Source organism: Bacillus sp. FSL W8-1202 (genome assembly GCF_038006165.1).
In the GTDB taxonomy this organism is placed as follows: domain Bacteria; phylum Bacillota; class Bacilli; order Bacillales; family Bacillaceae; genus Bacillus; species Bacillus subtilis.
The window spans coordinates 1,201,670-1,224,909 of record NZ_JBBOUR010000001.1 but is presented as its reverse complement, the minus strand read 5'-3'; the positions used below and the strand labels follow the sequence as shown (position 1 = coordinate 1,224,909).

Here is a 23,240-nt window from a genome sequence, read left to right as displayed (position 1 = left end):
CCCTTTTGTGTATTCGTTTACAATTATTATTATATCATACATAAATGGCGGGTGTCTTATGCTTAGAACCGCAAGAAAACCCTCCTTTACTCCAGAGGGTCTCCTTTTTCTGTGAAATATCGCAAAATGCCTTTATATATGGAAGATGCCACCTTGTCTTGATATTTCGGTTTACCGAGCAGCGTTGCTTCGTTTGGATTGGATAAAAATCCGACTTCTATAAGCGCCCCCGGTTTGGTGACGTTTTGCATTAAGTAGATACCATGAATCCGCTTTGCTTTCCGGGTTGTGTTTTCCAGATTTCTTCTCAGCTCATCCTGAATGTATTTTGCGACTTTCTCATTTTCCGCATATTTCCCGTAATAAAAGCTTTGGGCTCCGCTCCATTTTTGTGACGGAATCGCATTAAGATGAATGCTGATATAGAGCTCCGCCTCTGAATGGTTTATTAATTTGACTCGTTGTCTTAGATCCTCAGCTTTTCGTCGGCTATAGCCTTTAGTTCCTTCTGGAGCGAGATCAGTATCACTTTCTCTGGTCATGATAACAAGCGCTCCTTGTTCTTGAAGATAATCCCTGACTCTAAAGGCCACTTCCAGGGTAACATCCTTCTCTAACAGCTTTCCGCCGACTGCTCCGCCGTCAGGCCCGCCATGACCTGGATCTAGATAAATGATTTTACCGCTCAAGGGCAGGCTCCACGGCTTCCAAGAGTCGTTATTGCTGAACTGATACTTGAACAGAAATAGTAATATGATGAAGCCTAGCAAAAAACTGAGCCATTTAAGCTTTTTCCTCATCCCTTCCCCTCCCGCTTGTCCGTTATTACATAACTATGGGACAGGGCCGGGAAATATGATTACCGCATGCGAAGCTTACACTGTTTTTCTCTTTGAACAAACCCTGCTGTCCACCAATCTTTAATGAACTTGCGTGCCGCTTCATAAACAGTGTTTTTATCAAATGTTGCGTATTGCTCGTGTATCCAATTATAGAGATAATCAAAAAACTCCATACGCAGCTCTTCTTCTTCTCTTGCAGAGCGGGCACTGATACTATGCATGGATTCTCCGTAATAGCCGAATATCCCAAAACGCCCGCCTAACAAATAGGCTTCTATAGCAAAATCAATACAGCCTTCGGTAATAATATCTCGTTCATCATGTAAAAATGGAAATAATGGTTCTAAACAATCCTTAACAGACTGGATAATTTGTCTCAGAGAGAGTTCTTTGAGCAAGTTCTTTTCTAATTCAAAATCCTTTTGGCGTTTCACATCCATAAAAGACAGTACTTCTGCCATATAAATTCACTCTCCTTTTATCGATTATTTTGAGGTTTGGATGATGAAACAATGCCCGAATTCGGTTGGAAATTCGCCCAAATGAAGGTGTAAAATTGATAAAAAATCACCTTTCTGCAGGGTCTGGAACAAACGTTCTATAATTAGTTATGAAAAAAGCAGCCCCTCTAACAGGTCGCTGCTTTTCATACTTTCACGCTTCTTGTTGCAGAATATGTATGGATATATTGGTCTAATACAAACCCGCCTTTATCTTCATAAAAACCAGTAACGATAAAACCGGCATCAATTTGGCCTTTGATTTGGTCTTCTAAGGAATGGCCGAATTCCAGAGCCTCATTATTTTCGATCAGTTTTTTCACTTTATGTTTCGGAAGATCTTCTGGGTCAGCGTATGGAATGGAGTGTTTTACTTTTAAAACACCTTGCTGTTCTAATTCAGTATCAAACAGAAATACAACAGGATTGACAAAACCCGAGATTAGAATGCCGTTCCTTTTCAACACACGGTGCGCTTCCTTCCATACCGGGAGGACATTCTCAACAAAAACATTGGCAACAGGATGTACAATGACATCAAATGATTCATCATTAAATACACTTAAATCGTCCATGCTTCCTTTGACAGTGTGTATTGTGAGACCATCTCGCTCAGCAATCATTTTATCCTGATTCAGCTGTTTTTCTGAGTTATCTAGTACGGTGACATCCGCGCCTGCGGCTGCCAAAACTGGGCCCTGCTGGCCGCCGCCTGATGCTAAACAGAGTACTTTCAGACCTTTGACAGGCGGAAACCAATCCTTCGGTACATCTTTCATTGGTGTTACCCTTATATCCCAATTGCCTTTTTTTGCTTGTTCGATCACCTGCTGCTCAACAGCAACAGTCCATTCATTGCCTGTTTCTACTTTTTTATCCCAGGCTTTGCTATTATGAGCTACTAACGCATTCATGAATCTTCTCCTTACTTTAATGTATAGAGTATAACAAATATTTCTAGATTAATATCGCTTTCCCTTTGCATATTTAGAAAAAAGTTCATAAAAACGCAAAAAAACCACAAAGGAGATATGTGATTTATATCATCAGATTTACTTTTACTTCGTTACATAAAGCCATTAGCAATGAGAGCTATTGTTTCTCCGGGTTAGGAATCAGCAGTGAACTTTAACGGATGAGATACAGTGGTTAGATGAAGCTGGGCTGATCACATAACGATAATAAACATTGACCGAAGTTCCAATTGAATAAGAATGAAAGCTATCATGATTATTACAAAGAGACCGTTTATAAACAAACAATTAACCCCGTCAAGCGTCCATTCAGTTGTTATTTTTATGCGGGGCTGCCACGTTTTATTAAAGAAAAAAGCTCCCAACCCAAGGTCGAGAGCTTTTTGAAAACGCAAAATTAACGTTTTGAGAACTGAGGTGCACGACGAGCGCCTTTAAGACCGTATTTTTTACGTTCTTTCATACGAGCGTCACGAGTCAGAAGACCTGCACGTTTAAGAGTTGTACGGTATTCTGGATCTGCTTCAAGCAAAGCACGAGCGATACCGTGACGGATTGCTCCAGCTTGACCAGATAAGCCGCCTCCATGTACGTTTACTAAAACATCATAAGTGCCAGCTGTTTCAGTCAAAGTTAATGGTTGTTTGATATCTTCGATTAAAGCTGCAGATGGGATGTGTTCGCTGATTTCACGATTATTAACGACGATACGGCCTTCTCCTGGAACTAAACGCACACGCGCTACAGAGCTTTTACGACGGCCAGTACCGTAATATTGAACCTGTGCCAAATTGGTAACCTCCTTTTTAATTAACCGCGAAGTTCGTAAACTTCAGGTTTTTGTGCTTCGTGTGGATGCTCAGAACCACGGTATACGTTCAATTTTTTGAACATTTGACGACCTAGAGAACCTTTTGGAAGCATGCCTTTGATAGCAAGCTCAAGCATTTTCTCAGGGTAGTTTGTACGCATTTCAAGAGCAGTTCTTGATTTTAATCCGCCTGGATGTTGAGTGTGACGGTAGTAGATTTTGTCAGTTAACTTTTTACCAGTTAACTCGATTTTTTCAGCGTTGATGATGATCACATGATCTCCAGTATCAACGTGTGGTGTGTAAGTTGGTTTGTGTTTTCCGCGAAGGATAGCTGCAACTTCTGAAGAAAGACGACCTAAAGTCTTGCCAGCAGCATCAACAACTAACCACTTGCGTTCAATAGTACTTGCGTTAGCCATAGGTGTTGTACGCATTGAATTTCCCTCCTAAATGATCTGTCATTTTCAATAAACTTCGATTACGTTCTATTTCACAACACAATAAGTTCCGGGGCTTATCGTGGGGTTGAAATACATACCATATGATATCTTATAACTTTATGCAGACTCTGTCAAGAAAATATTATACACCTGGTTTAGTTGTCATAGTAAACGTTCCATAAATATAGCCCGTGCCCCGGCGCTGTGCGCCCTGCCGCTTCGCGATCCTTCGCTTCCAGCATGGATTTCACCTCATCGGGAGAAATTTTTCCAATACCTGCATCAAGCAAAGTACCCGCAATAATTCTGACCATATTATATAAGAAACCGCTGCCTGTGATCCGCATTTGCAGGCCGTCAGCCGTCTCAGTCCAATCAAGTTCGTATATCGTTCTTACCTTGTCCTGCACTTCTGTTTTAGCCGCGCAAAAGCTCGTAAAATCATGTGTCCCTATAAGATGCTTTGCCGCTTCTCTCATGTCCTGCACATTAAGGCGATATGAAAAATGGTAAGCGTAATGCCGTTTAAATACGTCCGGGTGTTTCTCCGTGTATACAAAGTAGCGATATTCTTTTTTAACTGCGCTAAATCGTGCATGGAACCCATCATCCGCAATTTCTGCCTGTTTGACTGCGATATCGTCCGGAAGCAGTGCATTTAAGGCATATGGCCATCTCTCAGCCGGGATAGACAGCGGAGTGTCAAAATGAATCACCTGTCCGGCTGCATGAACCCCGCTGTCTGTTCTTCCAGACGAAACTACTGGAATTCTGTCTTTTGACTTATGCAGGACAGCCAAAGCCTTCTCCAGTTCATCCTGAACCGTTCTTTTGCCCGGCTGAACCTGATAACCGTTAAACAAATGTCCGTCATAAGAAATCGTGCATTTCAGTCTCATACAGCACCTCTAAGCCCTTAAGAAAAATAACAAAGCAGCTAATACAATTAAGCTGACAATGACAGAAGTGTCTTTTCCTGTCCATACAAGCTTTCTATATTTCGTACGTCCTTCTCCGCCTTGATAGCCTCTTGCTTCCATTGCCACCGCAAGCTCTTCGGCGCGTTTAAATGCGCTGACGAAGAGCGGGACAAGAAGCGGGACAATAGCCTTCACTCTTTCTTTGACAGGCCCGCTTGTAAAATCAACGCCTCGCGCCATCTGAGCCTTCATGATCTTATCTGTCTCCTCCATCAGTGTCGGAATAAACCGTAAAGAAATTGACATCATAAGAGCCAGCTCATGAACAGGAAGCTTTAATTTTTTCAATGGGTTCAGCAGCTGCTCCATTCCATCGGTAATCTCAATCGGTGTGGTCGTAAGCGTTAATAAGGTTGTGATTAAAATCAAATAGACGAATCTAAGAGAAATGAATATCCCCTGAACCAGACCGCCCTCATAGACTTTGAAAAAACCTATTTGAAAGATAACCCATCCTTCATGTGTCATAAGGATGTGAAGAAGGAACGTAAAAAGGACAATCCAGATGATTGGCTTCAGCCCTTTCATTAAAAAAGAGAATGGAACTCTTGTTAAAGAAACGACGCCAACTGTAAATAAACCAAGCAACGCGTATGTCTGAACATTATTGGCTAAGAATACGATGCAGACAAATAAAAAGATCGTGATCAGTTTTGTTCTGGGGTCAAGCCGGTGCACAAGTGAAGTACCCGGTACATACTTGCCGATAATCATGCTGTCCATCATAAAGTCTTCTCCCCCTGAAAAAGAGCACGGATTTCGGCAGCGGCATCTTCGATTGTGAGCATAGGCTCATTAAATCTCACACCCAGTGCAGCTTCAAGGTGTCTTTGGAATTTTATTGTTTCTGGAAGATCCAGCCCCCAGCCGGCCATCTCTTCACCCTTTAAAAACAGATCACGCGGACTGCCTGATGCTTGTATCGTTCCTTTATGCATAACAATCATTTCATCAGCGTATGCAGCTGCATCCTCCATGCTGTGTGTCACAAGGATCGTCGTCAGGTTCCCACGTTGATGAAGCTCATAAAACATGTCCATAATCTCTTTTCGCCCTCTTGGGTCCAATCCTGCAGTCGGTTCATCCAGAACAAGCACTTCAGGGTCCATTGCAAGTACACCGGCAATTGCAACTCTGCGCATTTGTCCCCCGCTTAATTCAAAGGGTGACCTGTCCAAAAGCTCTTCTGATAAACCTACAAGCTGCAGCATCTCTCTCGCTTTTTGTTCCGCATCTTCTTTTTTAACACCAAAGTTCATCGGTCCGAATGAAATATCTTTAAGAACTGTTTCTTCGAATAATTGATGCTCAGGAAATTGGAAAACGATTCCGACTTTTTTACGAAGTTTTTTCAGATCTTTATTCTTTTTCCCTGCCTGAATGACAGTGCTGCCTAGTGATATCTGTCCCTTCGTCGGCTTCAGGAGACCATTTAGGTGCTGAAGAAGAGTGGACTTGCCAGAGCCTGTATGCCCGATAACGGCTACGTAGCTTCCTTCTTTAATCGATGCATTGATATCATACAGTGCTAGGCGCTCAAACGGCGTCTTCATCTGATAGCGATGCTCTACATCTTTGATTGTAATGTCCACAGCTCTTTCACCAGCCCTTCCTGAGTCAAATGGTTTTCTTCCAAAGCCAGTCCATTTTCTCTTAAAAGCTGGCTAAGCTGGAATGAGAAGGGTAAATCAAGCCCGATTCGCACAAGTTCTTTATTCAATTTAAAAATCTCTTCAGGCGGCCCTTCAGCATATTTTTTACCGCCATTCATGACAATGATCCTGTCTGCTTTTGCTGCCTCATCCAGATCATGTGTAATGGATATGACAGTCGCCATGCCCTGCTCTTTTAAATGTCTTACCGTTTCAAGCACTTCTTCTCGCCCGATCGGATCAAGCATGGATGTTGCTTCATCTAAGATAATAATATCAGGACGTGCGGCAATAACCCCCGCAATCGCAACTCTCTGCTTTTGGCCTCCGGAGAGATGGTGCGGCTCTTGATCGAGAAAATCTTGCATATTCACCTGTTTTACTGCCCAGTCTACTCTCTCAATCATTTCTTCCCGCGGTACACCATTGTTTTCTAAACCAAAAGCCACATCATCGCGAACAGTCGTTCCGACAAATTGGTTATCCGGATTTTGAAAGACCATACCTATCTTCTTACGCACTTCCCAAACAGATTCCCCTGTCAATTGAATCCCGGCAACCTCAATGTCGCCTGATTCAGGAAGAATTAAACCATTCAATGCCCGGGCCAGTGTTGATTTCCCTGAACCGTTATGACCTACGATTGCAAGCCATTCACCCTCATACACCTGCAGGGAGACGCCGTCTAGTGCTCGTCTTTCTGCGTCCTTCCGATATCGAAATACGATATCCTCTACCGATATCAACTGATTCTGATTCATGGAAAACCGGCCTCCTCTCAGCTAATGCTCTGCTTTTCTCTCTATATTAAAAGTTGCAGTATCTAAAAAAAGGGCATAGATCCAGTTAGAAACTGTCCCGCCCTTCTTTAGATACACAAAAATATGTGATTAAACCAATTCGATAATTGCCATTGGTGCTCCGTCACCACGGCGAGGACCAAGCTTCATAATACGTGTGTATCCGCCTTGGCGCTCCTCGTAACGAGTTGCAATGTCAGAGAATAATTTTTGAAGTGCATCTTGGTTATTTTCTTCGTTTGCAACCTCGTTGCGGATGTATGCAGCAACTTGACGGCGAGCGTGAAGATCACCGCGTTTGCCAAGCGTGATCATTTTTTCAACTACAGAGCGAAGTTCTTTCGCACGTGTTTCAGTTGTTTCGATTCTTTCGTTGATGATCAAATCAGTTGTAAGATCACGAAGCATAGCTTTACGCTGTGCACTCGTACGTCCTAGTTTTCTGTATGACATGTGATGTCCCCTCCTTTATTGGAATTCTGTTTCTGAATAATAAACACACGAAAATCCTAGTTCACAAGGGAAACTAGTCAATCGTCTTTGCGAAGTCCGAGTCCAAGTTCTTCTAGTTTCGCTTTCACTTCTTCAAGTGATTTGCGTCCTAGATTTCGAACTTTCATCATATCTTCTTCCGTCTTGTTCGCAAGCTCTTGAACCGTGTTAATACCCGCACGCTTTAAGCAGTTGTAAGAACGAACAGAAAGATCCAATTCTTCAATTGTCATTTCAAGAACTTTCTCTTTTTGATCTTCTTCTTTTTCAACCATGATTTCAGCATGTTGAGCTTCGTCAGTTAAACCAACGAATATATTAAGGTGTTCAGTTAAAATCTTTGAACCAAGCGCAATTGCTTCTTTCGGTCCAGTGCTTCCATCAGTCCAAACATCAAGTGTAAGTTTATCATAGTTTGCAACTTGGCCTACACGAGTGTTCTCTACCTGATAAGATACACGAGAAACTGGCGTATAGATAGAATCGATCGGAATCACGCCGATTGGCTGATCGTCTCTCTTGTTTGCGTCAGCAGGCGTATACCCACGTCCTCTTTGAGCAGTAAGGCGAACTCGGAAACTCGCATTCTCACCAAGAGTCGCGATATGAAGATCAGGATTTAAGATCTCTACATCACTATCGTGTGTAATATCAGCTGCCGTTACAGTTCCTTCACCCTGTACATCAATTTCTAGCGTCTTCTCTTCATCAGAGTAGATTTTCAATGCAAGCTTTTTAATGTGTAAGATAATCGTTGTAACATCTTCCACAACGCCTTCAATTGTCGAGAATTCGTGCAGTACACCATCTATCTGGATTGATGTTACAGCGGCACCAGGGAGTGAGGATAAGAGGATACGACGTAAGGAGTTACCCAGAGTTGTACCATATCCACGCTCAAGTGGCTCTACGACAAACTTACCAAATTTGGCATCGTCGCTGATTTCAACCGTTTCGATTTTTGGTTTTTCAATCTCGATCATTACTTAAAACCCTCCTTCAAAACGTCGAAACCTCGAATAGAATCATATGAGATTCCATCCGAAATTCCCCATTGTTTAGTCCCGTATGTGCTCAGGCAACGAGTCGGTGCATTCGTTTCATAAATAACTGTATCATAACCCATTATTGACAGGGACACAAAATCTATACAAACAAATTACACGCGGCGACGTTTTGGTGGACGGCATCCGTTATGAGGAACAGGAGTTACGTCTCTGATAGCAGTGACTTCTAGTCCAGCAGCTTGAAGTGCACGGATTGCAGCTTCACGGCCTGAACCAGGTCCTTTAACAGTAACCTCTAGAGTTTTAAGACCATGTTCGATTGAACCTTTAGCAGCTGTTTCTGCAGCCATTTGCGCAGCAAAAGGAGTAGATTTACGAGAACCTCTGAATCCTAAAGCTCCGGCACTAGACCAAGAAATAGCATTACCATGAGTGTCAGTGATCGTAACGATCGTGTTATTGAAAGTTGAACGAATATGAGCAATTCCAGACTCAATATTCTTTTTCACGCGACGTTTACGCGTGTTAGATTTACGAGCAGCAGCCATTGTTTAAGAACCTCCCTTACTTATTTTTTCTTGTTAGCTACAGTACGACGCGGACCTTTACGAGTACGCGCGTTGTTTTTAGAGTTTTGTCCGCGAACAGGTAATCCTCTGCGATGACGGATTCCGCGGTAGCTTCCGATTTCGATCAGACGTTTGATATTAAGAGAAACTTCACGGCGAAGGTCACCTTCTACTTTCAGTTTGTCAATAATATCACGGATTTTACCAAGTTCTTCTTCAGTAAGATCGCGCACACGAGTATCTTCTGAAACTCCAGCTTCTTTTAAAACTTGCTGAGCCGTTGTGCGGCCAATTCCGAAGATGTATGTTAAAGAAATAACAACACGTTTGTCACGTGGGATATCTACACCAGCAATACGAGCCATTCTCTGGGCACCTCCTTATAAATTATCCTTGTTTTTGTTTATGCTTTGGATTTTCACAGATCACCATTACTTTTCCTTTTCTGCGAATAACTTTACATTTTTCGCAGATTGGTTTAACTGATGGTCTCACTTTCATGTGTTTCCAACCTCCTTCAGTTTCCGGAGTGCTTTATTTGTAACGGTACGTAATCCTGCCACGAGTTAAGTCATATGGAGATAATTCTACCGTAACTTTGTCTCCAGGTAAAATGCGAATGAAGTGCATGCGGATTTTACCAGATACATGAGCCAAAACAGTGTGGCCATTTTCAAGTTCAACTTTGAACATCGCGTTTGGCAGTGTTTCGACTATAGTACCTTCCACTTCAATTACATCGTCTTTCGCCATTCAAGTGTTCTCCCTTCTTCAAATCAGTAACTTGCTTTCTGACAAATTTCAAAAGAAGTTTGTCACACGCCCTGTTTCGTTTATACTGTTCTGAACTTCCGGAGATACGCAATCATAAAGGGTTAAATGATTGATATTCTTTTTCTTAGGAGAATGAAATGTACGCTTTTCTCCGTCTGCTGTTAGTACATTGATGATGGTTAAAATTCCAACGACAAGCAGCAAGATGAATTCGGTCTTGCCAATGTTCACCCAAGCTTTCTGCCCTATCAAGCTTGAAAAACATCTGTCTTCGGAATTATTTTCATCATCTAGACTCTTGTCAGTATATCAAAACCCGTTTCCGTAATCGCAATCGTATGTTCAAAATGAGCACACTTTTTCCCATCTACCGTTACAACCGTCCAGTTATCAGCCAATGTTTTCACGTAGCGGCTGCCAGCGTTCACCATAGGTTCAATAGCGAGAACCATGCCAGGTTTAAGCCGTGGTCCTTTGTTGGGCGGACCGTAATGAGGAATTTGCGGGTCCTCATGCAAGTCTTGACCAACACCATGTCCGACATACTCCCTAACAACTGAAAACTGCTCATTTTCGACATACGTTTGTATTGCGTGGGAAATATTCGACAAACGTTCACCTGGTTTTGCTTCCTGCAAGCCTTTATATAAAGACTCCTCTGTCACTTCCAGAAGTTTTTTGTCATCATCGCTGATGTTTCCTACCGGATATGTCCATGCAGAGTCACCATGATAACCATTTAATTTAGCACCGATATCAATACTGATGATGTCACCGTCCTTCAGCACCCTGCTGCCAGGTATGCCGTGAACGAGTTCTTCATTAACTGATACGCAAATGCTCCCGCGAAACCCATTATACCCCTTAAAAGATGGGATTGCACCCTGCTTCTTAATAAAACGTTCGGCAATTTGATCCAATTCTTTTGTCGAGATTCCTGGTTTAATGTGCTTTTTTAACTCTTCATGAGTTAAAGCCACGATTCGCCCTGCTTCCCGCATGATACCAAGTTCACGTGGGGTTTTACAGATAATCATTTTTTTAATCCTCCAAGAAGATCCTTCACATCTGCATAAACGTCTTGAATGTCCTGTTGGCCATTCACGTTTGCAAGATAACCTTTCTCTGAATAGAAATCAAGTAAAGGCTGAGTTTGCTTCATGTTTACCTCAAGCCGTTTAGAGACGGTTTCCTCATTATCATCTGCCCGTTGATAGAGTTCGCCTCCGTCTTTATCACAAATACCCGGCGTTTTCGGCGGATTAAAGACTAAATGATAGGTTGTGCCGCAAACACTGCAAATTCTGCGTCCAGTCAGACGTTCCATAAGAGCGTCTTTGTCGACTTCAATGTTAATGACATAATCAATCGGCTTGCCGTATTCCTCAAGAATTTCTTCAAGAGCTTCGGCTTGAGCGACTGTTCGCGGAAATCCGTCCAGAAGAAAACCTCTTTCACAATCATCTTTGCCAAGTCTCTCTTTTACAATTCCGATTGTGACTTCGTCAGGTACGAGCTCTCCCTTATCAATATAAGATTTTGCTTCGAGTCCGAGTGGTGTTTCTTCTTTCATAGCAGCACGGAACATATCTCCTGTTGAGATATGAGGAATCCCATAATCCTCAACAATTCGTTCGCCCTGTGTACCTTTACCGGCACCAGGAAGCCCCATTAAGACTAAGTTCATTCGGATTTCCCCCGTCCTCTCTTTATTAAGAGGGAATGGATAAATCCATTTCCTCTAGTTTTTCATAAATCCACGGTAGTTTCGTTTCACCAACTGGCTTTCTAGTTGTTTCATTGTCTCCAAGGCTACCCCGACAACAATTAACAAAGATGTTCCGCCAATTTGTGCACTTTGAGGCAATCCAGCGAATTGAATGAAAAAGATAGGAAGAATGGAAATCACGGCTAAGAATATAGAACCCACAAACGTAAGTCGATACAAAATGCTCGTAATTCTATCTTGAGTCATTTTCCCTGGACGAACCCCCGGGATATAGCCACCCTGTTTTTTAAGGTTATCAGCCATTTGTTCAGGGTTTACCTGTACAAAAGCATAAAAGTACGTAAAGGCAATAATCAACGCAACATATATCGCCATACCCACCGGATGCGTATTATCAAAGTTGTTTTGAATCCACTTTGTCACATCGTTTGTTCCAAAGAATGACGCGATCGTCCGCGGCGTTATCAAAAACGCAACCGCAAAGATTACCGGAATAACCCCTGCAGGATTCACTTTCAATGGAAGGTGTGTAGACTGACCCCCGCCAGCAGGTGAACGACCTGTGCCTTTAGCATATTGAATCGCAATTTTCCGTACGGCTTGCTGAATGAAAATAACTCCAACAATAACTGCTAAAATCGCAATCACAAGAAGTGCGACTTTCACAATATGAATAAACAACTGATCGTTGCTACCGACAAATTGAGTCTCATATATTTGCCCAATTGTTTTTGGAATACTAGACACAATCCCCGCGAAGATAATGATCGATATTCCGTTGCCTACTCCATGAGAAGTAATTTGTTCCCCAAGCCACATTAAAAAGGCAGTTCCGCCAGTGAGTACTAAAGCAATGATAAGATATGTCGATACACCGGATTTTTCGATCAGCATACCGTTTGCCAGATTGTTGAATCCATATGACATACCTAACGCTTGGATGAAACCAAGCACAATCGTAAAGTACCTTGTGAACTGAGCTAATTTACGGCGGCCAACTTCACCTTGCTTAGACCACTCGGTAAACTTCGGTACAACATCCATCTGAAGCAGCTGAATGATGATCGAAGCCGTGATATAAGGAGTAATTCCCATTGCGAAAATGGAAAATTGGTAAAGCGCACCGCCGCCAAATGTATTAAGGAGATCAAAAACACCCATTTGAGACTGCGCCTGTAACGCTTCAGCGTTAACGTAAGGCACAGGAATAAACGCACCTATGCGAAAGACGATAAGCATGAGTAAAGTGAATATGATTTTATTCCTGATATCACTCACACGCATAAAGTTGGAGATTGTTTTAAACAAGTTAGATCACCTCAGCTGTACCGCCAGCAGCTTCAACAGCTTCTTTCGCAGAAGCAGAGAATTTATTGGCTTTTACAGTTAATTTTTTCTCTAATTTACCGTTGCCAAGAATCTTTACTCCTGCATTAAGTTTGCTAATAACACCAGTCTCTAGAAGAAGTTCAGGAGTGACTTCCGTTCCTTCTGCAAAACCGTTCAATTTGTCTAGGTTGACTACAGCGTATTCCTTGCGGTTGATGTTAGTGAAACCGCGTTTAGGAAGACGTTGGAATAAAGGCATTTGTCCCCCCTCGAATCCAGGGCGTACACCGCCGCCAGAACGAGCGTTTTGACCTTTGTGACCTTTACCAGCTGTTTTACCGTTGCCAGAACCAATACCACGACCTACGCGATTACGCGTTTTGCGTGAACCTTCTGAAGGTTTTAATTCATGAAGTTTCATTAGGACACCTCCTTATCCGATCAAATATTTTTATTGTTCTTTAACAGAAACTAAATGAGATACTTTATTAATCATACCACGGATCGCAGCGTTGTCTTCATGAACAACAGTTTGGTTTGTTTTCTTTAAACCAAGTGTTCTTACAGTAACGCGTTGGTCTTCCGGGCGACCGATTACACTTCGTTTGAGGGTAATTTCTAATTTAGCCATTAATGTTCCCTCCTTATCCTAACAGTTCTTCTACAGATTTTCCACGAAGCTTCGCAACGTCTTCAGCACGTTTAAGTTCACTTAAACCTTGAAGTGTTGCACGAATCATGTTGATCGGTGTGTTAGAACCTAAAGACTTAGAAAGGATATCAGCTACACCAGCTAGCTCAAGTACCGCACGTACAGGGCCTCCAGCGATAACTCCAGTACCTTCAGAAGCAGGTTTTAACAAGATGTTACCTGCACCGAAACGTCCGATGATTTCGTGTGGAATTGTAGTTCCAACCATTGGTACTTCAATCAAATTCTTTTTCGCATCTTCAACAGCTTTGCGGATCGCTTCTGGTACTTCTTGTGCTTTACCAGTACCGAATCCTACGTGTCCGTTTTTGTCACCGACAACGACTAGAGCTGCGAAGCGGAAACGACGACCACCTTTAACAACTTTCGCTACGCGGTTAACCGTAACTAAGCGTTCTTCTAACTCTAATTTGCTTGGGTCAATACGACGCATAATCATGTGTCCCTCCTTCTTTTATTAAAATTTAAGTCCAGCTTCACGAGCGGCATCAGCCAAAGCTTTTACACGTCCATGGTATAAGTATCCGCCACGGTCAAATACTACGTCAGAAATGCCTTTTTCAGCAGCGCGTTTTGCAACTAATTCTCCAACTTTAGTAGCAGCAGAAGTATCTCCAGTGCTTTCAACGTTCAAGTCTTTATCGAGAGTAGATGCACTAGCAAGTGTTACACCATTTACATCATCGATGATTTGAGCGTAAATGTGCTTGTTAGAACGGAAAACGTTCAGGCGCGGTCTTTCAGCAGTACCGGAAAGTTTAGCGCGAACACGAGCGTGTCTTTTAAGACGAGCAGCATTTTTGCTAGTTTTCGTAATCATCTAGGTCACTCCTTTCTTCACTTTAAGCGATCTTACTTAGCAGATTTACCTTCTTTACGGCGAACAACTTCACCTTCGTAGCGGATTCCTTTACCTTTGTAAGGCTCTGGAGAACGTACAGCGCGGATGTTAGCAGCAATAGCTCCTACGCGTTCTTTGTCTGTACCTTTTACAACTACTTTTGTTTGAGAAGGAACTTCGATTTCGATGCCTTCTTCAGGAACGATCTCAACAGGATGAGAGTATCCAACGTTTAAAACAAGTTTATTTCCGGATTTAGAAGCACGGTAACCGACACCGACTAATTCCAAACCTCTTTCAAATCCTTTAGATACACCTTCAACCATGTTGCCAAGCAGACTACGAGTCGTACCATGCAGGGCACGGTGCTCTTTTTGATCAGAAGGACGAGCGACTGTAAGCACATTGTCCTCTACTTTAATCTCCATATCAGGGTGAAACGTACGAGTTAATTCTCCTTTTGGTCCTTTCACAGCTACAGTGTTGTTATCATTTAACGTTACTGTAACATCAGAAGGAATCTCAAGTAGCTTCTTACCTACACGAGACATACCAAACACCTCCATTCATGTTAAACTTCTTACCAAACGTATGCTAGAACTTCTCCACCAGCTTGTTTTGCACGGGCTTCTTTGTCCGTTAAAACACCTTGTGATGTAGAAATAATCGCGATTCCAAGACCGTTAAGTACGCGAGGTACTTCATTTGATTTAGCATAAACACGCAAACCAGGCTTGCTGATTCTTTTAAGACCAGTGATAACGCGCTCGTTGTTTTGTCCGTATTTCAAGAAAACGCGGATAATACCTTGTTTGCTGTCTTCTACGAACTCAACGTCACGAATGAAACCTTCACGCTTTAAAATTTCAGCAATTTCTCTTTTCAATTTAGAAGCAGGAATTTCAAGCTTCTCATGACGTACCATGTTTGCATTGCGAATACGAGTTAGCATATCTGCAATTGGATCTGTCATAACCATTATATAATTACCTCCTTCCCTTTCTTGGGGATTACCAGCTGGCTTTTTTCACGCCAGGAATTTGTCCTTTATATGCAAGCTCACGGAAACAAATACGGCAAAGTTTAAATTTACGAATGACTGAATGCGGACGTCCGCAGCGTTCACAGCGTGTGTACTCTTGTACTTTAAACTTTGGTGTACGTTGTTGTTTCGCAATCATAGACTTTTTAGCCACGATTTCGCCTCCCTTTCATTGATTATTTCTGGAACGGCATACCTACTTGAGTTAATAGCTCACGAGCTTCTTCGTCAGTATTAGCAGTTGTTACGATAACGATGTCCATTCCGCGAACCTTTGTTACTTTATCGTAGTCAATTTCAGGGAAGATTAACTGTTCTTTGATACCAAGTGTGTAGTTACCGCGACCGTCGAAAGATTTTTTAGAAACCCCGCGGAAGTCACGTACACGCGGTAAAGATACAGAAATAAGTTTATCAAGGAAATCATACATGCGCTCTCCGCGAAGAGTTACTTTCGCACCGATAGGCATTCCCTCACGAAGACGGAATCCAGCAATTGATTTCTTCGCACGAGTAACGACAGGTTTTTGACCTGCGATAAACGTTAATTCTTCAACAGCACTGTCGATTGCTTTGGCGTTTTGAACAGCGTCACCAACACCCATGTTGATTACGATTTTTTCGATTTTAGGCACTTGCATGACTGAATCATAGTTGAACTTAGTCATTAAAGCAGGTGCAATTTCTTTATTGTACTTTTCTTTAAGGCGGTTCATGAGATAGACCTCCCTTCCTTTTAATACTATTTATCTAGAACTTGCCCAGATTTTTTTGCTACACGAACTTTTTTGCCATCTTCCACTTTGTATCCTACGCGAGTCACTTCACCTGTTTTAGGATCGAGCGGCATAACGTTTGATACATGAATTGGCGCCTCTTGATTAGAAATACCGCCTTGAGGGTTAGCTTGAGTTGGTTTAGAGTGTTTCTTTACCATGTTAACACCTTCAACTAAAACGCGGTCCTTTTTAGGGAAAGCAGCAAGGATTGTTCCTTGTTTGCCTTTATCTTTACCAGAGATAACCATAACTTTATCGCCTTTTTTTACATGCATCCTGATCGCACCTCCTTGAGTAAGGCATTTATTTCATTAGATAACTTCTGGAGCTAGAGAAACAATTTTCATAAAGTTGTTTTCACGCAATTCACGAGCAACTGGTCCGAAGATACGAGTTCCGCGTGGGCTCTTGTCGTCACGGATGATAACACATGCATTCTCATCGAAGCTGATGTATGAACCGTCACTTCTGCGCGCTCCGCTTTTAGTGCGAACGATAACAGCTTTTACGACTTCACCTTTTTTGACAACGCCTCCTGGTGTTGCTTGTTTAACCGTGCAAACAATTACATCACCAATGTTAGCTGTTTTACGTCCAGAACCACCAAGAACTTTAATAGTAAGTACTTCACGTGCGCCAGAGTTGTCAGCTACTTTTAAACGAGTCTCTTGTTGAATCATTATTTGTTACCTCCCTTCGGAAAAAGAATTCCGAACTTTATTAGATAATAACAGCTTCTTCGACAACTTCAACTAGACGGAAACGCTTAGTTGCAGACAATGGACGAGTTTCCATGATCTTAACGATGTCACCGATTTTAGCTTGATTATTTTCATCATGTGCTTTGAATTTTTTTGAGTATTTTACGCGTTTACCGTAAAGTGTATGTTTTTTGTATGTCTCAACAACAACAGTAATGGTTTTATCCATTTTGTCAGAAACAACACGGCCTTGGTAAACTTTGCGTTGGTTACGTTCGCTCATGCTCACGACCTCCCCTCAGTGATTATTTATTAGCAGCAATTTCTCTTTCACGAATCACAGTTTTCATGCGCGCGATAGCTTTGCGCACTTCACGAATGCGAGCAGTATTTTCAAGTTGTCCTGTCGCTAATTGAAAGCGAAGATTGAAAAGTTCTTCTTTAAGAGACTTTACTTTTTGTTCAATTTCAGCAGTGGTAAGGTCACGAATTTCATTAGCTTTCATTTGATTCACCACCAATTTCTTCACGTTTTACGAACTTCGTTTTAATTGGCAATTTGTGAGATGCAAGGCGAAGCGCTTCACGAGCAACCTCTTCAGACACACCAGAAATTTCAAATAAAACTTTGCCCGGTTTTACAACAGCTACCCAACCTTCTGGAGCCCCTTTACCGGATCCCATACGTACCTCAAGTGGTTTAGCAGTGTAAGGTTTAGAAGGGAAAATTTTGATCCAAACTTTACCGCCACGTTTCATGTAACGAGTCATCGCAATACGTGCAGCTTCGATTTGACGGTTAGTAATCCAAGAAGCTTCAAGAGCTTGGATACCGAATTCTCCGAAATGTACTTCAGTACCGCCTTTCGCACGGCCACGCATTTTTCCGCGATGCTCTCTGCGATATTTAACGCGTTTTGGTAATAACATATTATTTTCCTCCTTCCTCATTTTTCTTCTTAGTAGGAAGAACCTCTCCACGATAGATCCAGACTTTTACACCAAGCTTACCGTAAGTAGTATCAGCTTCAGATGTTGCATAGTCAATGTCCGCACGTAATGTGTGCAATGGAACAGTTCCTTCACTGTAGTATTCAGAACGAGCGATATCTGCACCGCCAAGACGACCAGAAACCATTGTTTTCACACCTTGTGCTCCAGCACGCATAGTACGTTGGATTTGTTGTTTCTGCGCACGGCGGAAAGAAACACGGTTTTCTAATTGACGAGCGATGTTGTCAGCAACTAGCTGTGCATCAAGATCTGCTCTTTTGATTTCAAGAATGTTAATGTGTACACGCTTGCCAGTAAGGCTGTTAAGGGCTTTGCGAAGTGCTTCGACTTCAGAACCGCCTTTACCGATAACCATACCAGGCTTAGCTGTGTGGATCGTAATGTTAACGCGGTTTGCTGCACGCTCGATTTCTACTTTAGAAACAGAAGCGTCAGAAAGGCGTTTGCTAATGTATTCACGAATTTTTAAATCTTCGTGCAGGAAGTCAGCGTAATCTTTACCAGCGTACCACTTAGATTCCCAATCACGAATGACTCCGATACGAAGACCGACTGGATTTACCTTTTGACCCACTACTTATCCCTCCTTCTTTTCTGATACAACGATTGTAATGTGGCTCGTACGTTTGTTGATTTGGCTCGCACGTCCCATAGCACGTGGGCGGAATCTTTTTAACGTAGGGCCTTCGTCAACGAATGCTTGAGAAATAACCAGGTTGTTAGCGTCCATTTCATAGTTATGCTCAGCATTTGCAATAGCGGATTTTAATACTTTCTCGATAATTGGAGAAGCAGCTCTTGGTGTAAGGTTCAAGATTGATACTGCCTCACCTACTTGCTTGCCTCGAATCAGGTCCATTACTAGACGTGCTTTACGAGGAGCAATACGGACTGTTCTTGCAACAGCTTTAGCTTGCATTTAAAAGCCTCCTCTCTTAGCGTCTTGTTTTTTTGTCATCACTAGCATGACCTTTGTACGTACGAGTTGGAGCGAATTCACCCAACTTGTGCCCTACCATATCTTCAGAGATGAATACAGGCACGTGTTTACGTCCGTCATAGACTGCGATTGTGTGACCAATAAACTGTGGGAAAATAGTAGAACGACGAGACCAAGTTTTTACGACTTGTTTCTTGTCTGTTTCATTTAATTTCTCGATTTTAGTCATCAAGTGTCCATCGACAAATGGTCCTTTTTTTAAGCTGCGAGCCATTTTGGAACCTCCCTTCGTGATTGCACTACGGTCCGAAAAGAACCGTAGACAACCCCGTTATTTATTTTTACGACGACGTACGATAAATTTATCGGATTTGTTCTTTTTCTTACGAGTCTTGAATCCAAGAGTTGGTTTGCCCCATGGAGACATTGGTGATTTACGTCCGATTGGCGCACGTCCTTCACCACCACCGTGTGGGTGATCGTTAGGGTTCATTACAGAACCACGAACTGTAGGACGGATGCCTTTCCAGCGAGAACGTCCAGCTTTACCAATGTTGATAAGTTCATGCTGTTCGTTACCTACTTGACCGATAGAAGCACGGCAAGCAGAAAGGATCATGCGAACTTCACCAGAGTTAAGACGTACAAGAACGTATTTACCTTCTTTACCAAGAACCTGAGCAGATGTACCAGCTGAACGTACAAGCTGTCCGCCTTTACCAGGTTTTAATTCAATGTTATGCACAACTGTACCAACAGGGATGTTGATAAGTGGAAGTGCATTACCTACTTTAATGTCAGCTTCAGGACCTGACATGATTTCAGTACCTACTTGAATTCCTTTAGGAGCAAGAATGTAACGTTTTTCTCCGTCTGCATAGTTGATTAGAGCGATGTTAGCTGAACGGTTTGGATCGTATTCAACTGTAGCAACGCGTCCAGGTATACCATCTTTATCGCGTTTGAAGTCGATAACACGGTATTGGCGTTTATGTCCGCCACCTTGGTGACGTACAGTCAATTTACCTTGGTTGTTACGTCCGCCTTTTTTGTGAAGGGGAGCAAGCAAGGATTTTTCCGGCTTGTCAGTCGTGATTTCAGCAAAATCTGAAGTTGTCATGCCACGACGTCCATTAGAAGTCGGTTTATACTTTTTAATCGCCATTTTGAATTTCCCTCCTTCTTTTTACAGATAATTAAGCTTCAAAAATTTCGATTTCTTTGCTGTCTGCAGTAAGTTTTACGATCGCTTTTCTGCGACGGCTAGTCATACCAGTGTAGCGTCCAACACGTTTTGATTTGCCTTTGTAGTTCATGATGTTGACTTTGTCAACTTTCACTCCAAAGATGCTTTCAACCGCGTCTTTCACTTCTGTTTTGTTAGCTCTTACATCAACTTCAAAAGTATATTTTTTTTCAGTCATTAAATCGGCAGAACGTTCAGTAATGACGGGGCGCTTTAGAACATCACGAGGATCTTTCATTATGCAAGCACCTCCTCTACTTTTTCAACCGCTGCTTTTGTAATCAGAAGCTTCTCGTGGTTGACAACGTCTAAAACGTTGATTCCATTAGCTTCAACAACAGTAACTCCAGGAATGTTACGAGCAGATAATGCTACTGCTTCGTTTGCATCCGCAGTTACGATTAAAGCTTTTTTCTCAACAGATAATCCTTTAAGGATAGCTGCCATTTCTTTTGTTTTAGCCGTATCAAGAGTAAGATCTTCAAGAACGATGATGTTGTTGTCGATCACTTTAGAAGACAATACTGATTTGATTGCCAAGCGGCGAACTTTTTTAGGTAATTTATAAGAATAGCTGCGTGGTGTTGGGCCGAATACGACACCACCTCCGCGCCATTGCGGTGAACGGATTGAACCTTGACGGGCACGTCCAGTACCTTTTTGACGCCATGGTTTACGACCTCCGCCGCGTACTTCAGAACGATTTTTTACTTTGTGAGTTCCTTGACGTAAGGAAGCTCTTTGCATAAGAATAGCGTCGAATACAACACTCTCATTTGGTTCGATACCAAATACAGAAGCGTTTAATTCGATGTCACCAGCAGTAGAACCGTTTTGGTTGTATAATGCTACTTTTGGCATAATCAATTTCCTCCTTTCCTAAGAGAATTATTTAGATTTAACAGCACTTTTAACAGTGATTAAAGATTTCTTCGCACCAGGTACGTTACCTTTGATCAAAAGAAGATTGCGTTCTGCATCAACTTTTACGATTTCAAGGTTTTGAACAGTGATTTGCTCTCCGCCCATACGTCCAGGTAATAATTTACCTTTGAATACACGGTTAGGATCTACAGGTCCCATTGAACCAGGACGACGGTGGTAGCGTGAACCGTGAGACATAGGTCCGCGAGATTGTCCGTGGCGCTTGATCGCACCTTGGAAACCTTTACCTTTAGATACTCCTGTTACATCTACGATTTCTCCAGCAGAGAAAATTTCAACCTTGACTTCCTGACCAACTTCATACGCATCCATTTCCACTCCGCGTAATTCTTTAACGAAGCGCTTAGGAGCAGTTTCCGCTTTTGCAACGTGCCCTTTTTCAGGTTTGTTAGAAAGCTTTTCACGCTTGTCGTCAAAACCAAGCTGGATTGCTTCGTAACCGTCGTTTTCAGCTGTTTTCTTTTGAAGAACAACGTTTGGAGCAGCCTCGATAACAGTTACCGGAATAAGATCACCATTCTCAGCGAATACTTGCGTCATACCAATTTTTCTTCCTAAGATTCCTTTGGTCATTCGTCACACCTCCTATTAAGATCATTCTATATTTTAGAATTAAAGTTTAATTTCGATATCGACACCAGATGGTAAGTCTAATCGCATAAGAGCATCAACAGTTTGTGGTGTTGGGTTCACAATGTCGATTAAACGTTTATGTGTACGCATTTCAAATTGCTCACGAGAATCTTTGTATTTGTGCACCGCACGAAGGATTGTGTAAACTGATTTTTCAGTTGGCAACGGAATCGGACCAGATACGCTGGCACCAGAACGTTTTGCCGTTTCAACAATCTTCTCTGCAGATTGATCAAGGATTCTATGATCATATGCTTTCAAACGAATACGAATTTTTTGTTTTGCCATTATTTTCCCTCCTTTTCGCCTACATCACGTTAGACAGTTCTCCGTGAGAAAAACCTGAACACCTTGCCATGGCAAAGCGGCCGGGTGTGTCAGCAACCTCTCACTTCATCGCAGTCAAAGACCAACATACACCATTATACAGAAAATAGGCGCATGTTGCAAGACTTATTTAAAATATGCATGGTTTGCACACTTTTTTTATTATACAGGGGTTTTTCTTATTTATCAAGGATCTATCATAAATGGTGTCGTGCATGCCGACTTAATGTGTTCGCGAATAATGACGGCTCCTCAATATGCGGGGTGTGAGCTGAGTTCTCAAATTGAAACCAGCGCTTTTCGGGTGCCTCAAGTTCTTGATAATACTGTTTCGATATTTCAGCAGGAACAATTAAGTCATGTTTCCCTGAAATGAAAACACACGGTACTTTAATAGAAGGAACTGATGTAAAAGCATTAAACCGGTACAACTCATCAGTTAAATGTTTTTTACTGAAGCGCAATCCATTAAGGAAGCTGTGCATGTTCCGCACTCCATACTCATTGCCAGTAAGCATTTGAAATATTACAGCTAGAGATTGACGATGACGGCGAGTGAATCCTCCCCTGCTTAGCTCGACACAAAACCGATAGATAAGGTGCTGGATATCCTGCTTCCATGGCGGAGCACCAATGAAACGTATGAGGAAAGATAATATGCTGGCTTTTTTTGATACAGAAATTTCACGAATATGTTGATAAGCAGTTGATCCTTCATCGTGAGGGTTAACAACCTGGCTGATTCCATAATACGCGTAAAATAAATCAGGACACTGCTGCAGAACATGAAGCGCCAGTATTGACCCCCAAGAATGACCGGCTAGGTAAAGTTTTGATTTTGAAAAATGAGCTAAAAGCCATTGAGTGACTTGGATTGTATCTTTAATGAAGTGATTTATTGTCATAGAGTGATGCGAAATTCGCTTAGAATAAGAAAGCCCAGATCCTCTCTGATCCCAATGAACTACTGTAAAATACCGTTCCAGCTCTTTTTGATAATGTCTAACATATCCGATTTGCGGCGTTCCCGGCCCGCCATGTAAAAAAAGCAGCAATGGATTTTTTACGTCAACTCCATTAATCATCAGCATTTGCTTTGTATTTCCAATGCTTAGTTCTTTCATGATTGCGATTGATTTCTTTTCAGGAATCATAAAT

Annotated in this window: 40 protein-coding genes and 1 pseudogene; all 41 read right to left on the bottom strand. The window is 42.2% G+C overall.

The features are described from left to right. Nucleotides 1-86: 86 nt before the first annotated feature. Nucleotides 87-800 (bottom strand): N-acetylmuramoyl-L-alanine amidase CwlD, encoded by a 714-nt coding sequence (gene cwlD / locus NSQ09_RS06400; protein ID WP_017695890.1) that lies wholly within the window; start codon nucleotides 798-800, stop codon nucleotides 87-89. A gap of 59 nt (nucleotides 801-859) precedes the next feature. Beyond that, a complete protein-coding gene (locus NSQ09_RS06395; protein WP_017695889.1) occupies nucleotides 860-1,303 on the bottom strand; it encodes a YbaK family protein in 444 nt (147 codons plus the stop codon). 185 nt (nucleotides 1,304-1,488) lie between these two features. After that, nucleotides 1,489-2,256 carry a class I SAM-dependent methyltransferase gene (locus NSQ09_RS06390; RefSeq protein ID WP_017695888.1) on the bottom strand — a complete coding sequence of 256 codons (768 nt, stop codon included), beginning with the start codon at nucleotides 2,254-2,256 and terminating at the stop codon, nucleotides 1,489-1,491. A gap of 457 nt (nucleotides 2,257-2,713) precedes the next feature. Beyond that, on the bottom strand, nucleotides 2,714-3,106 hold the full coding sequence (gene rpsI, locus NSQ09_RS06385; protein WP_004399691.1) for a 30S ribosomal protein S9: 393 nt from the start codon (nucleotides 3,104-3,106) through the stop codon (nucleotides 2,714-2,716). A 20-nt stretch (nucleotides 3,107-3,126) separates the two neighbouring features. Continuing rightward, a complete protein-coding gene (gene rplM, locus NSQ09_RS06380; RefSeq protein ID WP_003241966.1) occupies nucleotides 3,127-3,564 on the bottom strand; it encodes a 50S ribosomal protein L13 in 438 nt (145 codons plus the stop codon). A 161-nt stretch (nucleotides 3,565-3,725) separates the two neighbouring features. Further along, entirely contained in the window at nucleotides 3,726-4,469 is a 744-nt protein-coding gene (gene truA / locus NSQ09_RS06375) for a tRNA pseudouridine(38-40) synthase TruA (RefSeq protein ID WP_004399657.1), read from the bottom strand. Nucleotides 4,470-4,478: 9 nt separating this feature from the next. Further along, entirely contained in the window at nucleotides 4,479-5,276 is a 798-nt protein-coding gene (locus NSQ09_RS06370) for an energy-coupling factor transporter transmembrane component T family protein (RefSeq protein ID WP_017695831.1), read from the bottom strand. Beyond that, on the bottom strand, nucleotides 5,273-6,142 hold the full coding sequence (locus tag NSQ09_RS06365) for an energy-coupling factor ABC transporter ATP-binding protein (RefSeq protein ID WP_003235106.1): 870 nt from the start codon (nucleotides 6,140-6,142) through the stop codon (nucleotides 5,273-5,275). The genes NSQ09_RS06370 and NSQ09_RS06365 overlap by 4 nt, the downstream gene beginning before the upstream one ends. Then, entirely contained in the window at nucleotides 6,118-6,963 is an 846-nt protein-coding gene (locus NSQ09_RS06360; protein ID WP_341030649.1) for an energy-coupling factor ABC transporter ATP-binding protein, read from the bottom strand. Before NSQ09_RS06360 ends, NSQ09_RS06365 begins: the two co-directional genes overlap by 25 nt. Before the next feature lie 129 nt (nucleotides 6,964-7,092). After that, a complete protein-coding gene (gene rplQ, locus NSQ09_RS06355) occupies nucleotides 7,093-7,455 on the bottom strand; it encodes a 50S ribosomal protein L17 (RefSeq protein ID WP_341030648.1) in 363 nt (120 codons plus the stop codon). Nucleotides 7,456-7,532: 77 nt separating this feature from the next. Then, a complete protein-coding gene (locus NSQ09_RS06350; protein WP_003225835.1) occupies nucleotides 7,533-8,477 on the bottom strand; it encodes a DNA-directed RNA polymerase subunit alpha in 945 nt (314 codons plus the stop codon). A 176-nt stretch (nucleotides 8,478-8,653) separates the two neighbouring features. Next, a complete protein-coding gene (rpsK, locus tag NSQ09_RS06345) occupies nucleotides 8,654-9,049 on the bottom strand; it encodes a 30S ribosomal protein S11 (RefSeq protein ID WP_009966385.1) in 396 nt (131 codons plus the stop codon). A 20-nt stretch (nucleotides 9,050-9,069) separates the two neighbouring features. Then, nucleotides 9,070-9,435 (bottom strand): 30S ribosomal protein S13, encoded by a 366-nt coding sequence (rpsM, locus tag NSQ09_RS06340; RefSeq protein WP_003235095.1) that lies wholly within the window; start codon nucleotides 9,433-9,435, stop codon nucleotides 9,070-9,072. Nucleotides 9,436-9,457: 22 nt separating this feature from the next. Next, entirely contained in the window at nucleotides 9,458-9,571 is a 114-nt protein-coding gene (gene rpmJ, locus NSQ09_RS06335; RefSeq protein ID WP_003156543.1) for a 50S ribosomal protein L36, read from the bottom strand. Nucleotides 9,572-9,604: 33 nt separating this feature from the next. Next, entirely contained in the window at nucleotides 9,605-9,823 is a 219-nt protein-coding gene (gene infA, locus NSQ09_RS06330; protein WP_003156508.1) for a translation initiation factor IF-1, read from the bottom strand. Next, a pseudogene (locus NSQ09_RS06325) lies at nucleotides 9,801-10,069 on the bottom strand (ribosome-binding protein ybzG). Before NSQ09_RS06325 ends, infA begins: the two are co-directional and overlap by 23 nt. A 65-nt stretch (nucleotides 10,070-10,134) precedes the next feature. Then, on the bottom strand, nucleotides 10,135-10,881 hold the full coding sequence (map, locus tag NSQ09_RS06320) for a type I methionyl aminopeptidase (protein WP_003225828.1): 747 nt from the start codon (nucleotides 10,879-10,881) through the stop codon (nucleotides 10,135-10,137). Continuing rightward, nucleotides 10,878-11,531 (bottom strand): adenylate kinase, encoded by a 654-nt coding sequence (locus tag NSQ09_RS06315; protein WP_003241987.1) that lies wholly within the window; start codon nucleotides 11,529-11,531, stop codon nucleotides 10,878-10,880. Before NSQ09_RS06315 ends, map begins: the two co-directional genes overlap by 4 nt. Before the next feature lie 54 nt (nucleotides 11,532-11,585). Beyond that, nucleotides 11,586-12,881 carry a preprotein translocase subunit SecY gene (gene secY, locus NSQ09_RS06310; RefSeq protein WP_004399662.1) on the bottom strand — a complete coding sequence of 432 codons (1,296 nt, stop codon included), beginning with the start codon at nucleotides 12,879-12,881 and terminating at the stop codon, nucleotides 11,586-11,588. Between the two features lies 1 nt (nucleotide 12,882). Continuing rightward, nucleotides 12,883-13,323 carry a 50S ribosomal protein L15 gene (gene rplO / locus NSQ09_RS06305; RefSeq protein WP_003225819.1) on the bottom strand — a complete coding sequence of 147 codons (441 nt, stop codon included), beginning with the start codon at nucleotides 13,321-13,323 and terminating at the stop codon, nucleotides 12,883-12,885. A gap of 30 nt (nucleotides 13,324-13,353) precedes the next feature. Beyond that, on the bottom strand, nucleotides 13,354-13,533 hold the full coding sequence (gene rpmD, locus NSQ09_RS06300; protein ID WP_003156497.1) for a 50S ribosomal protein L30: 180 nt from the start codon (nucleotides 13,531-13,533) through the stop codon (nucleotides 13,354-13,356). Between the two features lie 13 nt (nucleotides 13,534-13,546). Then, nucleotides 13,547-14,047, bottom strand: coding sequence for a 30S ribosomal protein S5 (gene rpsE / locus NSQ09_RS06295; RefSeq protein ID WP_003328273.1), 501 nt, complete (start codon nucleotides 14,045-14,047; stop codon nucleotides 13,547-13,549). A 24-nt stretch (nucleotides 14,048-14,071) separates the two neighbouring features. After that, on the bottom strand, nucleotides 14,072-14,434 hold the full coding sequence (rplR, locus tag NSQ09_RS06290; RefSeq protein WP_003225816.1) for a 50S ribosomal protein L18: 363 nt from the start codon (nucleotides 14,432-14,434) through the stop codon (nucleotides 14,072-14,074). A gap of 32 nt (nucleotides 14,435-14,466) precedes the next feature. After that, nucleotides 14,467-15,006 carry a 50S ribosomal protein L6 gene (rplF, locus tag NSQ09_RS06285; protein ID WP_004399690.1) on the bottom strand — a complete coding sequence of 180 codons (540 nt, stop codon included), beginning with the start codon at nucleotides 15,004-15,006 and terminating at the stop codon, nucleotides 14,467-14,469. 29 nt (nucleotides 15,007-15,035) lie between these two features. Further along, a complete protein-coding gene (gene rpsH / locus NSQ09_RS06280; RefSeq protein ID WP_003241998.1) occupies nucleotides 15,036-15,434 on the bottom strand; it encodes a 30S ribosomal protein S8 in 399 nt (132 codons plus the stop codon). A 31-nt stretch (nucleotides 15,435-15,465) separates the two neighbouring features. Next, nucleotides 15,466-15,651: a 30S ribosomal protein S14 gene (gene rpsN, locus NSQ09_RS06275; protein WP_003156488.1), complete on the bottom strand. Its 186-nt coding sequence runs from the start codon at nucleotides 15,649-15,651 to the stop codon at nucleotides 15,466-15,468. A 22-nt stretch (nucleotides 15,652-15,673) separates the two neighbouring features. Then, nucleotides 15,674-16,213 (bottom strand): 50S ribosomal protein L5, encoded by a 540-nt coding sequence (gene rplE, locus NSQ09_RS06270; protein ID WP_003225809.1) that lies wholly within the window; start codon nucleotides 16,211-16,213, stop codon nucleotides 15,674-15,676. A gap of 26 nt (nucleotides 16,214-16,239) precedes the next feature. Further along, nucleotides 16,240-16,551: a 50S ribosomal protein L24 gene (gene rplX / locus NSQ09_RS06265; protein ID WP_003156486.1), complete on the bottom strand. Its 312-nt coding sequence runs from the start codon at nucleotides 16,549-16,551 to the stop codon at nucleotides 16,240-16,242. 36 nt (nucleotides 16,552-16,587) lie between these two features. Continuing rightward, complete coding sequence (gene rplN / locus NSQ09_RS06260) at nucleotides 16,588-16,956, bottom strand: 50S ribosomal protein L14 (protein ID WP_003225805.1); 369 nt, start codon at nucleotides 16,954-16,956, stop codon at nucleotides 16,588-16,590. Between the two features lie 40 nt (nucleotides 16,957-16,996). Then, complete coding sequence (gene rpsQ / locus NSQ09_RS06255) at nucleotides 16,997-17,260, bottom strand: 30S ribosomal protein S17 (protein ID WP_003225804.1); 264 nt, start codon at nucleotides 17,258-17,260, stop codon at nucleotides 16,997-16,999. 22 nt (nucleotides 17,261-17,282) lie between these two features. Then, the gene (rpmC, locus tag NSQ09_RS06250) at nucleotides 17,283-17,483 is read right to left on the bottom strand and encodes a 50S ribosomal protein L29 (protein ID WP_003156482.1); all 201 of its coding nucleotides are present in this window, start codon (nucleotides 17,481-17,483) and stop codon (nucleotides 17,283-17,285) included. Then, the gene (gene rplP / locus NSQ09_RS06245) at nucleotides 17,473-17,907 is read right to left on the bottom strand and encodes a 50S ribosomal protein L16 (RefSeq protein ID WP_003225801.1); all 435 of its coding nucleotides are present in this window, start codon (nucleotides 17,905-17,907) and stop codon (nucleotides 17,473-17,475) included. Before rplP ends, rpmC begins: the two co-directional genes overlap by 11 nt. A gap of 1 nt (nucleotide 17,908) precedes the next feature. Next, the gene (gene rpsC, locus NSQ09_RS06240) at nucleotides 17,909-18,565 is read right to left on the bottom strand and encodes a 30S ribosomal protein S3 (RefSeq protein ID WP_003235068.1); all 657 of its coding nucleotides are present in this window, start codon (nucleotides 18,563-18,565) and stop codon (nucleotides 17,909-17,911) included. A 3-nt stretch (nucleotides 18,566-18,568) separates the two neighbouring features. After that, nucleotides 18,569-18,910 carry a 50S ribosomal protein L22 gene (gene rplV / locus NSQ09_RS06235; RefSeq protein WP_003156475.1) on the bottom strand — a complete coding sequence of 114 codons (342 nt, stop codon included), beginning with the start codon at nucleotides 18,908-18,910 and terminating at the stop codon, nucleotides 18,569-18,571. 16 nt (nucleotides 18,911-18,926) lie between these two features. After that, complete coding sequence (rpsS, locus tag NSQ09_RS06230; protein ID WP_003156472.1) at nucleotides 18,927-19,205, bottom strand: 30S ribosomal protein S19; 279 nt, start codon at nucleotides 19,203-19,205, stop codon at nucleotides 18,927-18,929. A 57-nt stretch (nucleotides 19,206-19,262) separates the two neighbouring features. Next, nucleotides 19,263-20,096 (bottom strand): 50S ribosomal protein L2, encoded by an 834-nt coding sequence (gene rplB, locus NSQ09_RS06225; protein WP_003225795.1) that lies wholly within the window; start codon nucleotides 20,094-20,096, stop codon nucleotides 19,263-19,265. Between the two features lie 31 nt (nucleotides 20,097-20,127). After that, nucleotides 20,128-20,415 (bottom strand): 50S ribosomal protein L23, encoded by a 288-nt coding sequence (gene rplW, locus NSQ09_RS06220; protein ID WP_003156467.1) that lies wholly within the window; start codon nucleotides 20,413-20,415, stop codon nucleotides 20,128-20,130. Next, entirely contained in the window at nucleotides 20,415-21,038 is a 624-nt protein-coding gene (gene rplD, locus NSQ09_RS06215; protein WP_004399658.1) for a 50S ribosomal protein L4, read from the bottom strand. The genes rplW and rplD overlap by 1 nt, the downstream gene beginning before the upstream one ends. Nucleotides 21,039-21,065: 27 nt before the next feature. After that, a complete protein-coding gene (gene rplC, locus NSQ09_RS06210; protein WP_004399671.1) occupies nucleotides 21,066-21,695 on the bottom strand; it encodes a 50S ribosomal protein L3 in 630 nt (209 codons plus the stop codon). 39 nt (nucleotides 21,696-21,734) lie between these two features. Then, entirely contained in the window at nucleotides 21,735-22,043 is a 309-nt protein-coding gene (gene rpsJ, locus NSQ09_RS06205; RefSeq protein ID WP_003156464.1) for a 30S ribosomal protein S10, read from the bottom strand. A 236-nt stretch (nucleotides 22,044-22,279) separates the two neighbouring features. Next, complete coding sequence (locus NSQ09_RS06200; protein ID WP_237983828.1) at nucleotides 22,280-23,236, bottom strand: alpha/beta fold hydrolase; 957 nt, start codon at nucleotides 23,234-23,236, stop codon at nucleotides 22,280-22,282. Between the last annotated feature and the right edge of the window lie 4 nt (nucleotides 23,237-23,240).

What these genes read in the sequence shown, in the direction of transcription:
- rpsS (WP_003156472.1), bottom strand. Translation starts at nt 19,205, where the DNA reads ATGGCTCGCAGCTTAAAAAAAGGACCATTTGTCGATGGACACTTGATG.
- NSQ09_RS06360 (WP_341030649.1), bottom strand. Translation starts at nt 6,963, where the DNA reads ATGAATCAGAATCAGTTGATATCGGTAGAGGATATCGTATTTCGATAT.
- rplX (WP_003156486.1), bottom strand. Translation starts at nt 16,551, where the DNA reads ATGCATGTAAAAAAAGGCGATAAAGTTATGGTTATCTCTGGTAAAGAT.
- rplR (WP_003225816.1), bottom strand. Translation starts at nt 14,434, where the DNA reads ATGATTACGAAAACTAGCAAAAATGCTGCTCGTCTTAAAAGACACGCT.
- NSQ09_RS06390 (WP_017695888.1), bottom strand. Translation starts at nt 2,256, where the DNA reads ATGAATGCGTTAGTAGCTCATAATAGCAAAGCCTGGGATAAAAAAGTA.
- NSQ09_RS06395 (WP_017695889.1), bottom strand. Translation starts at nt 1,303, where the DNA reads ATGGCAGAAGTACTGTCTTTTATGGATGTGAAACGCCAAAAGGATTTT.
- rpmD (WP_003156497.1), bottom strand. Translation starts at nt 13,533, where the DNA reads ATGGCTAAATTAGAAATTACCCTCAAACGAAGTGTAATCGGTCGCCCG.
- rplD (WP_004399658.1), bottom strand. Translation starts at nt 21,038, where the DNA reads ATGCCAAAAGTAGCATTATACAACCAAAACGGTTCTACTGCTGGTGAC.
- rplQ (WP_341030648.1), bottom strand. Translation starts at nt 7,455, where the DNA reads ATGTCATACAGAAAACTAGGACGTACGAGTGCACAGCGTAAAGCTATG.
- truA (WP_004399657.1), bottom strand. Translation starts at nt 4,469, where the DNA reads ATGAGACTGAAATGCACGATTTCTTATGACGGACATTTGTTTAACGGT.
- rpmC (WP_003156482.1), bottom strand. Translation starts at nt 17,483, where the DNA reads ATGAAAGCTAATGAAATTCGTGACCTTACCACTGCTGAAATTGAACAA.
- rplN (WP_003225805.1), bottom strand. Translation starts at nt 16,956, where the DNA reads ATGATTCAACAAGAGACTCGTTTAAAAGTAGCTGACAACTCTGGCGCA.
- rplB (WP_003225795.1), bottom strand. Translation starts at nt 20,096, where the DNA reads ATGGCGATTAAAAAGTATAAACCGACTTCTAATGGACGTCGTGGCATG.
- map (WP_003225828.1), bottom strand. Translation starts at nt 10,881, where the DNA reads ATGATTATCTGTAAAACCCCACGTGAACTTGGTATCATGCGGGAAGCA.
- rplF (WP_004399690.1), bottom strand. Translation starts at nt 15,006, where the DNA reads ATGTCTCGTGTAGGTAAGAAGCTACTTGAGATTCCTTCTGATGTTACA.
- rpsQ (WP_003225804.1), bottom strand. Translation starts at nt 17,260, where the DNA reads ATGAGCGAACGTAACCAACGCAAAGTTTACCAAGGCCGTGTTGTTTCT.
- NSQ09_RS06350 (WP_003225835.1), bottom strand. Translation starts at nt 8,477, where the DNA reads ATGATCGAGATTGAAAAACCAAAAATCGAAACGGTTGAAATCAGCGAC.
- rplC (WP_004399671.1), bottom strand. Translation starts at nt 21,695, where the DNA reads ATGACCAAAGGAATCTTAGGAAGAAAAATTGGTATGACGCAAGTATTC.
- rplW (WP_003156467.1), bottom strand. Translation starts at nt 20,415, where the DNA reads ATGAAAGATCCTCGTGATGTTCTAAAGCGCCCCGTCATTACTGAACGT.
- rplV (WP_003156475.1), bottom strand. Translation starts at nt 18,910, where the DNA reads ATGCAAGCTAAAGCTGTTGCAAGAACAGTCCGTATTGCTCCTCGTAAA.
- NSQ09_RS06200 (WP_237983828.1), bottom strand. Translation starts at nt 23,236, where the DNA reads ATGATTCCTGAAAAGAAATCAATCGCAATCATGAAAGAACTAAGCATT.
- rplE (WP_003225809.1), bottom strand. Translation starts at nt 16,213, where the DNA reads ATGAACCGCCTTAAAGAAAAGTACAATAAAGAAATTGCACCTGCTTTA.
- rpsK (WP_009966385.1), bottom strand. Translation starts at nt 9,049, where the DNA reads ATGGCTGCTGCTCGTAAATCTAACACGCGTAAACGTCGCGTGAAAAAG.
- infA (WP_003156508.1), bottom strand. Translation starts at nt 9,823, where the DNA reads ATGGCGAAAGACGATGTAATTGAAGTGGAAGGTACTATAGTCGAAACA.
- rplP (WP_003225801.1), bottom strand. Translation starts at nt 17,907, where the DNA reads ATGTTATTACCAAAACGCGTTAAATATCGCAGAGAGCATCGCGGAAAA.
- rpsH (WP_003241998.1), bottom strand. Translation starts at nt 15,434, where the DNA reads ATGGTTATGACAGATCCAATTGCAGATATGCTAACTCGTATTCGCAAT.
- NSQ09_RS06315 (WP_003241987.1), bottom strand. Translation starts at nt 11,531, where the DNA reads ATGAACTTAGTCTTAATGGGGCTTCCTGGTGCCGGTAAAGGTACACAG.
- rpsJ (WP_003156464.1), bottom strand. Translation starts at nt 22,043, where the DNA reads ATGGCAAAACAAAAAATTCGTATTCGTTTGAAAGCATATGATCATAGA.
- rplO (WP_003225819.1), bottom strand. Translation starts at nt 13,323, where the DNA reads ATGAAACTTCATGAATTAAAACCTTCAGAAGGTTCACGCAAAACGCGT.
- rpmJ (WP_003156543.1), bottom strand. Translation starts at nt 9,571, where the DNA reads ATGAAAGTGAGACCATCAGTTAAACCAATCTGCGAAAAATGTAAAGTT.
- NSQ09_RS06370 (WP_017695831.1), bottom strand. Translation starts at nt 5,276, where the DNA reads ATGATGGACAGCATGATTATCGGCAAGTATGTACCGGGTACTTCACTT.
- cwlD (WP_017695890.1), bottom strand. Translation starts at nt 800, where the DNA reads ATGAGGAAAAAGCTTAAATGGCTCAGTTTTTTGCTAGGCTTCATCATA.
- rpsE (WP_003328273.1), bottom strand. Translation starts at nt 14,047, where the DNA reads ATGCGTCGTATTGACCCAAGCAAATTAGAGTTAGAAGAACGCTTAGTT.
- rpsM (WP_003235095.1), bottom strand. Translation starts at nt 9,435, where the DNA reads ATGGCTCGTATTGCTGGTGTAGATATCCCACGTGACAAACGTGTTGTT.
- rplM (WP_003241966.1), bottom strand. Translation starts at nt 3,564, where the DNA reads ATGCGTACAACACCTATGGCTAACGCAAGTACTATTGAACGCAAGTGG.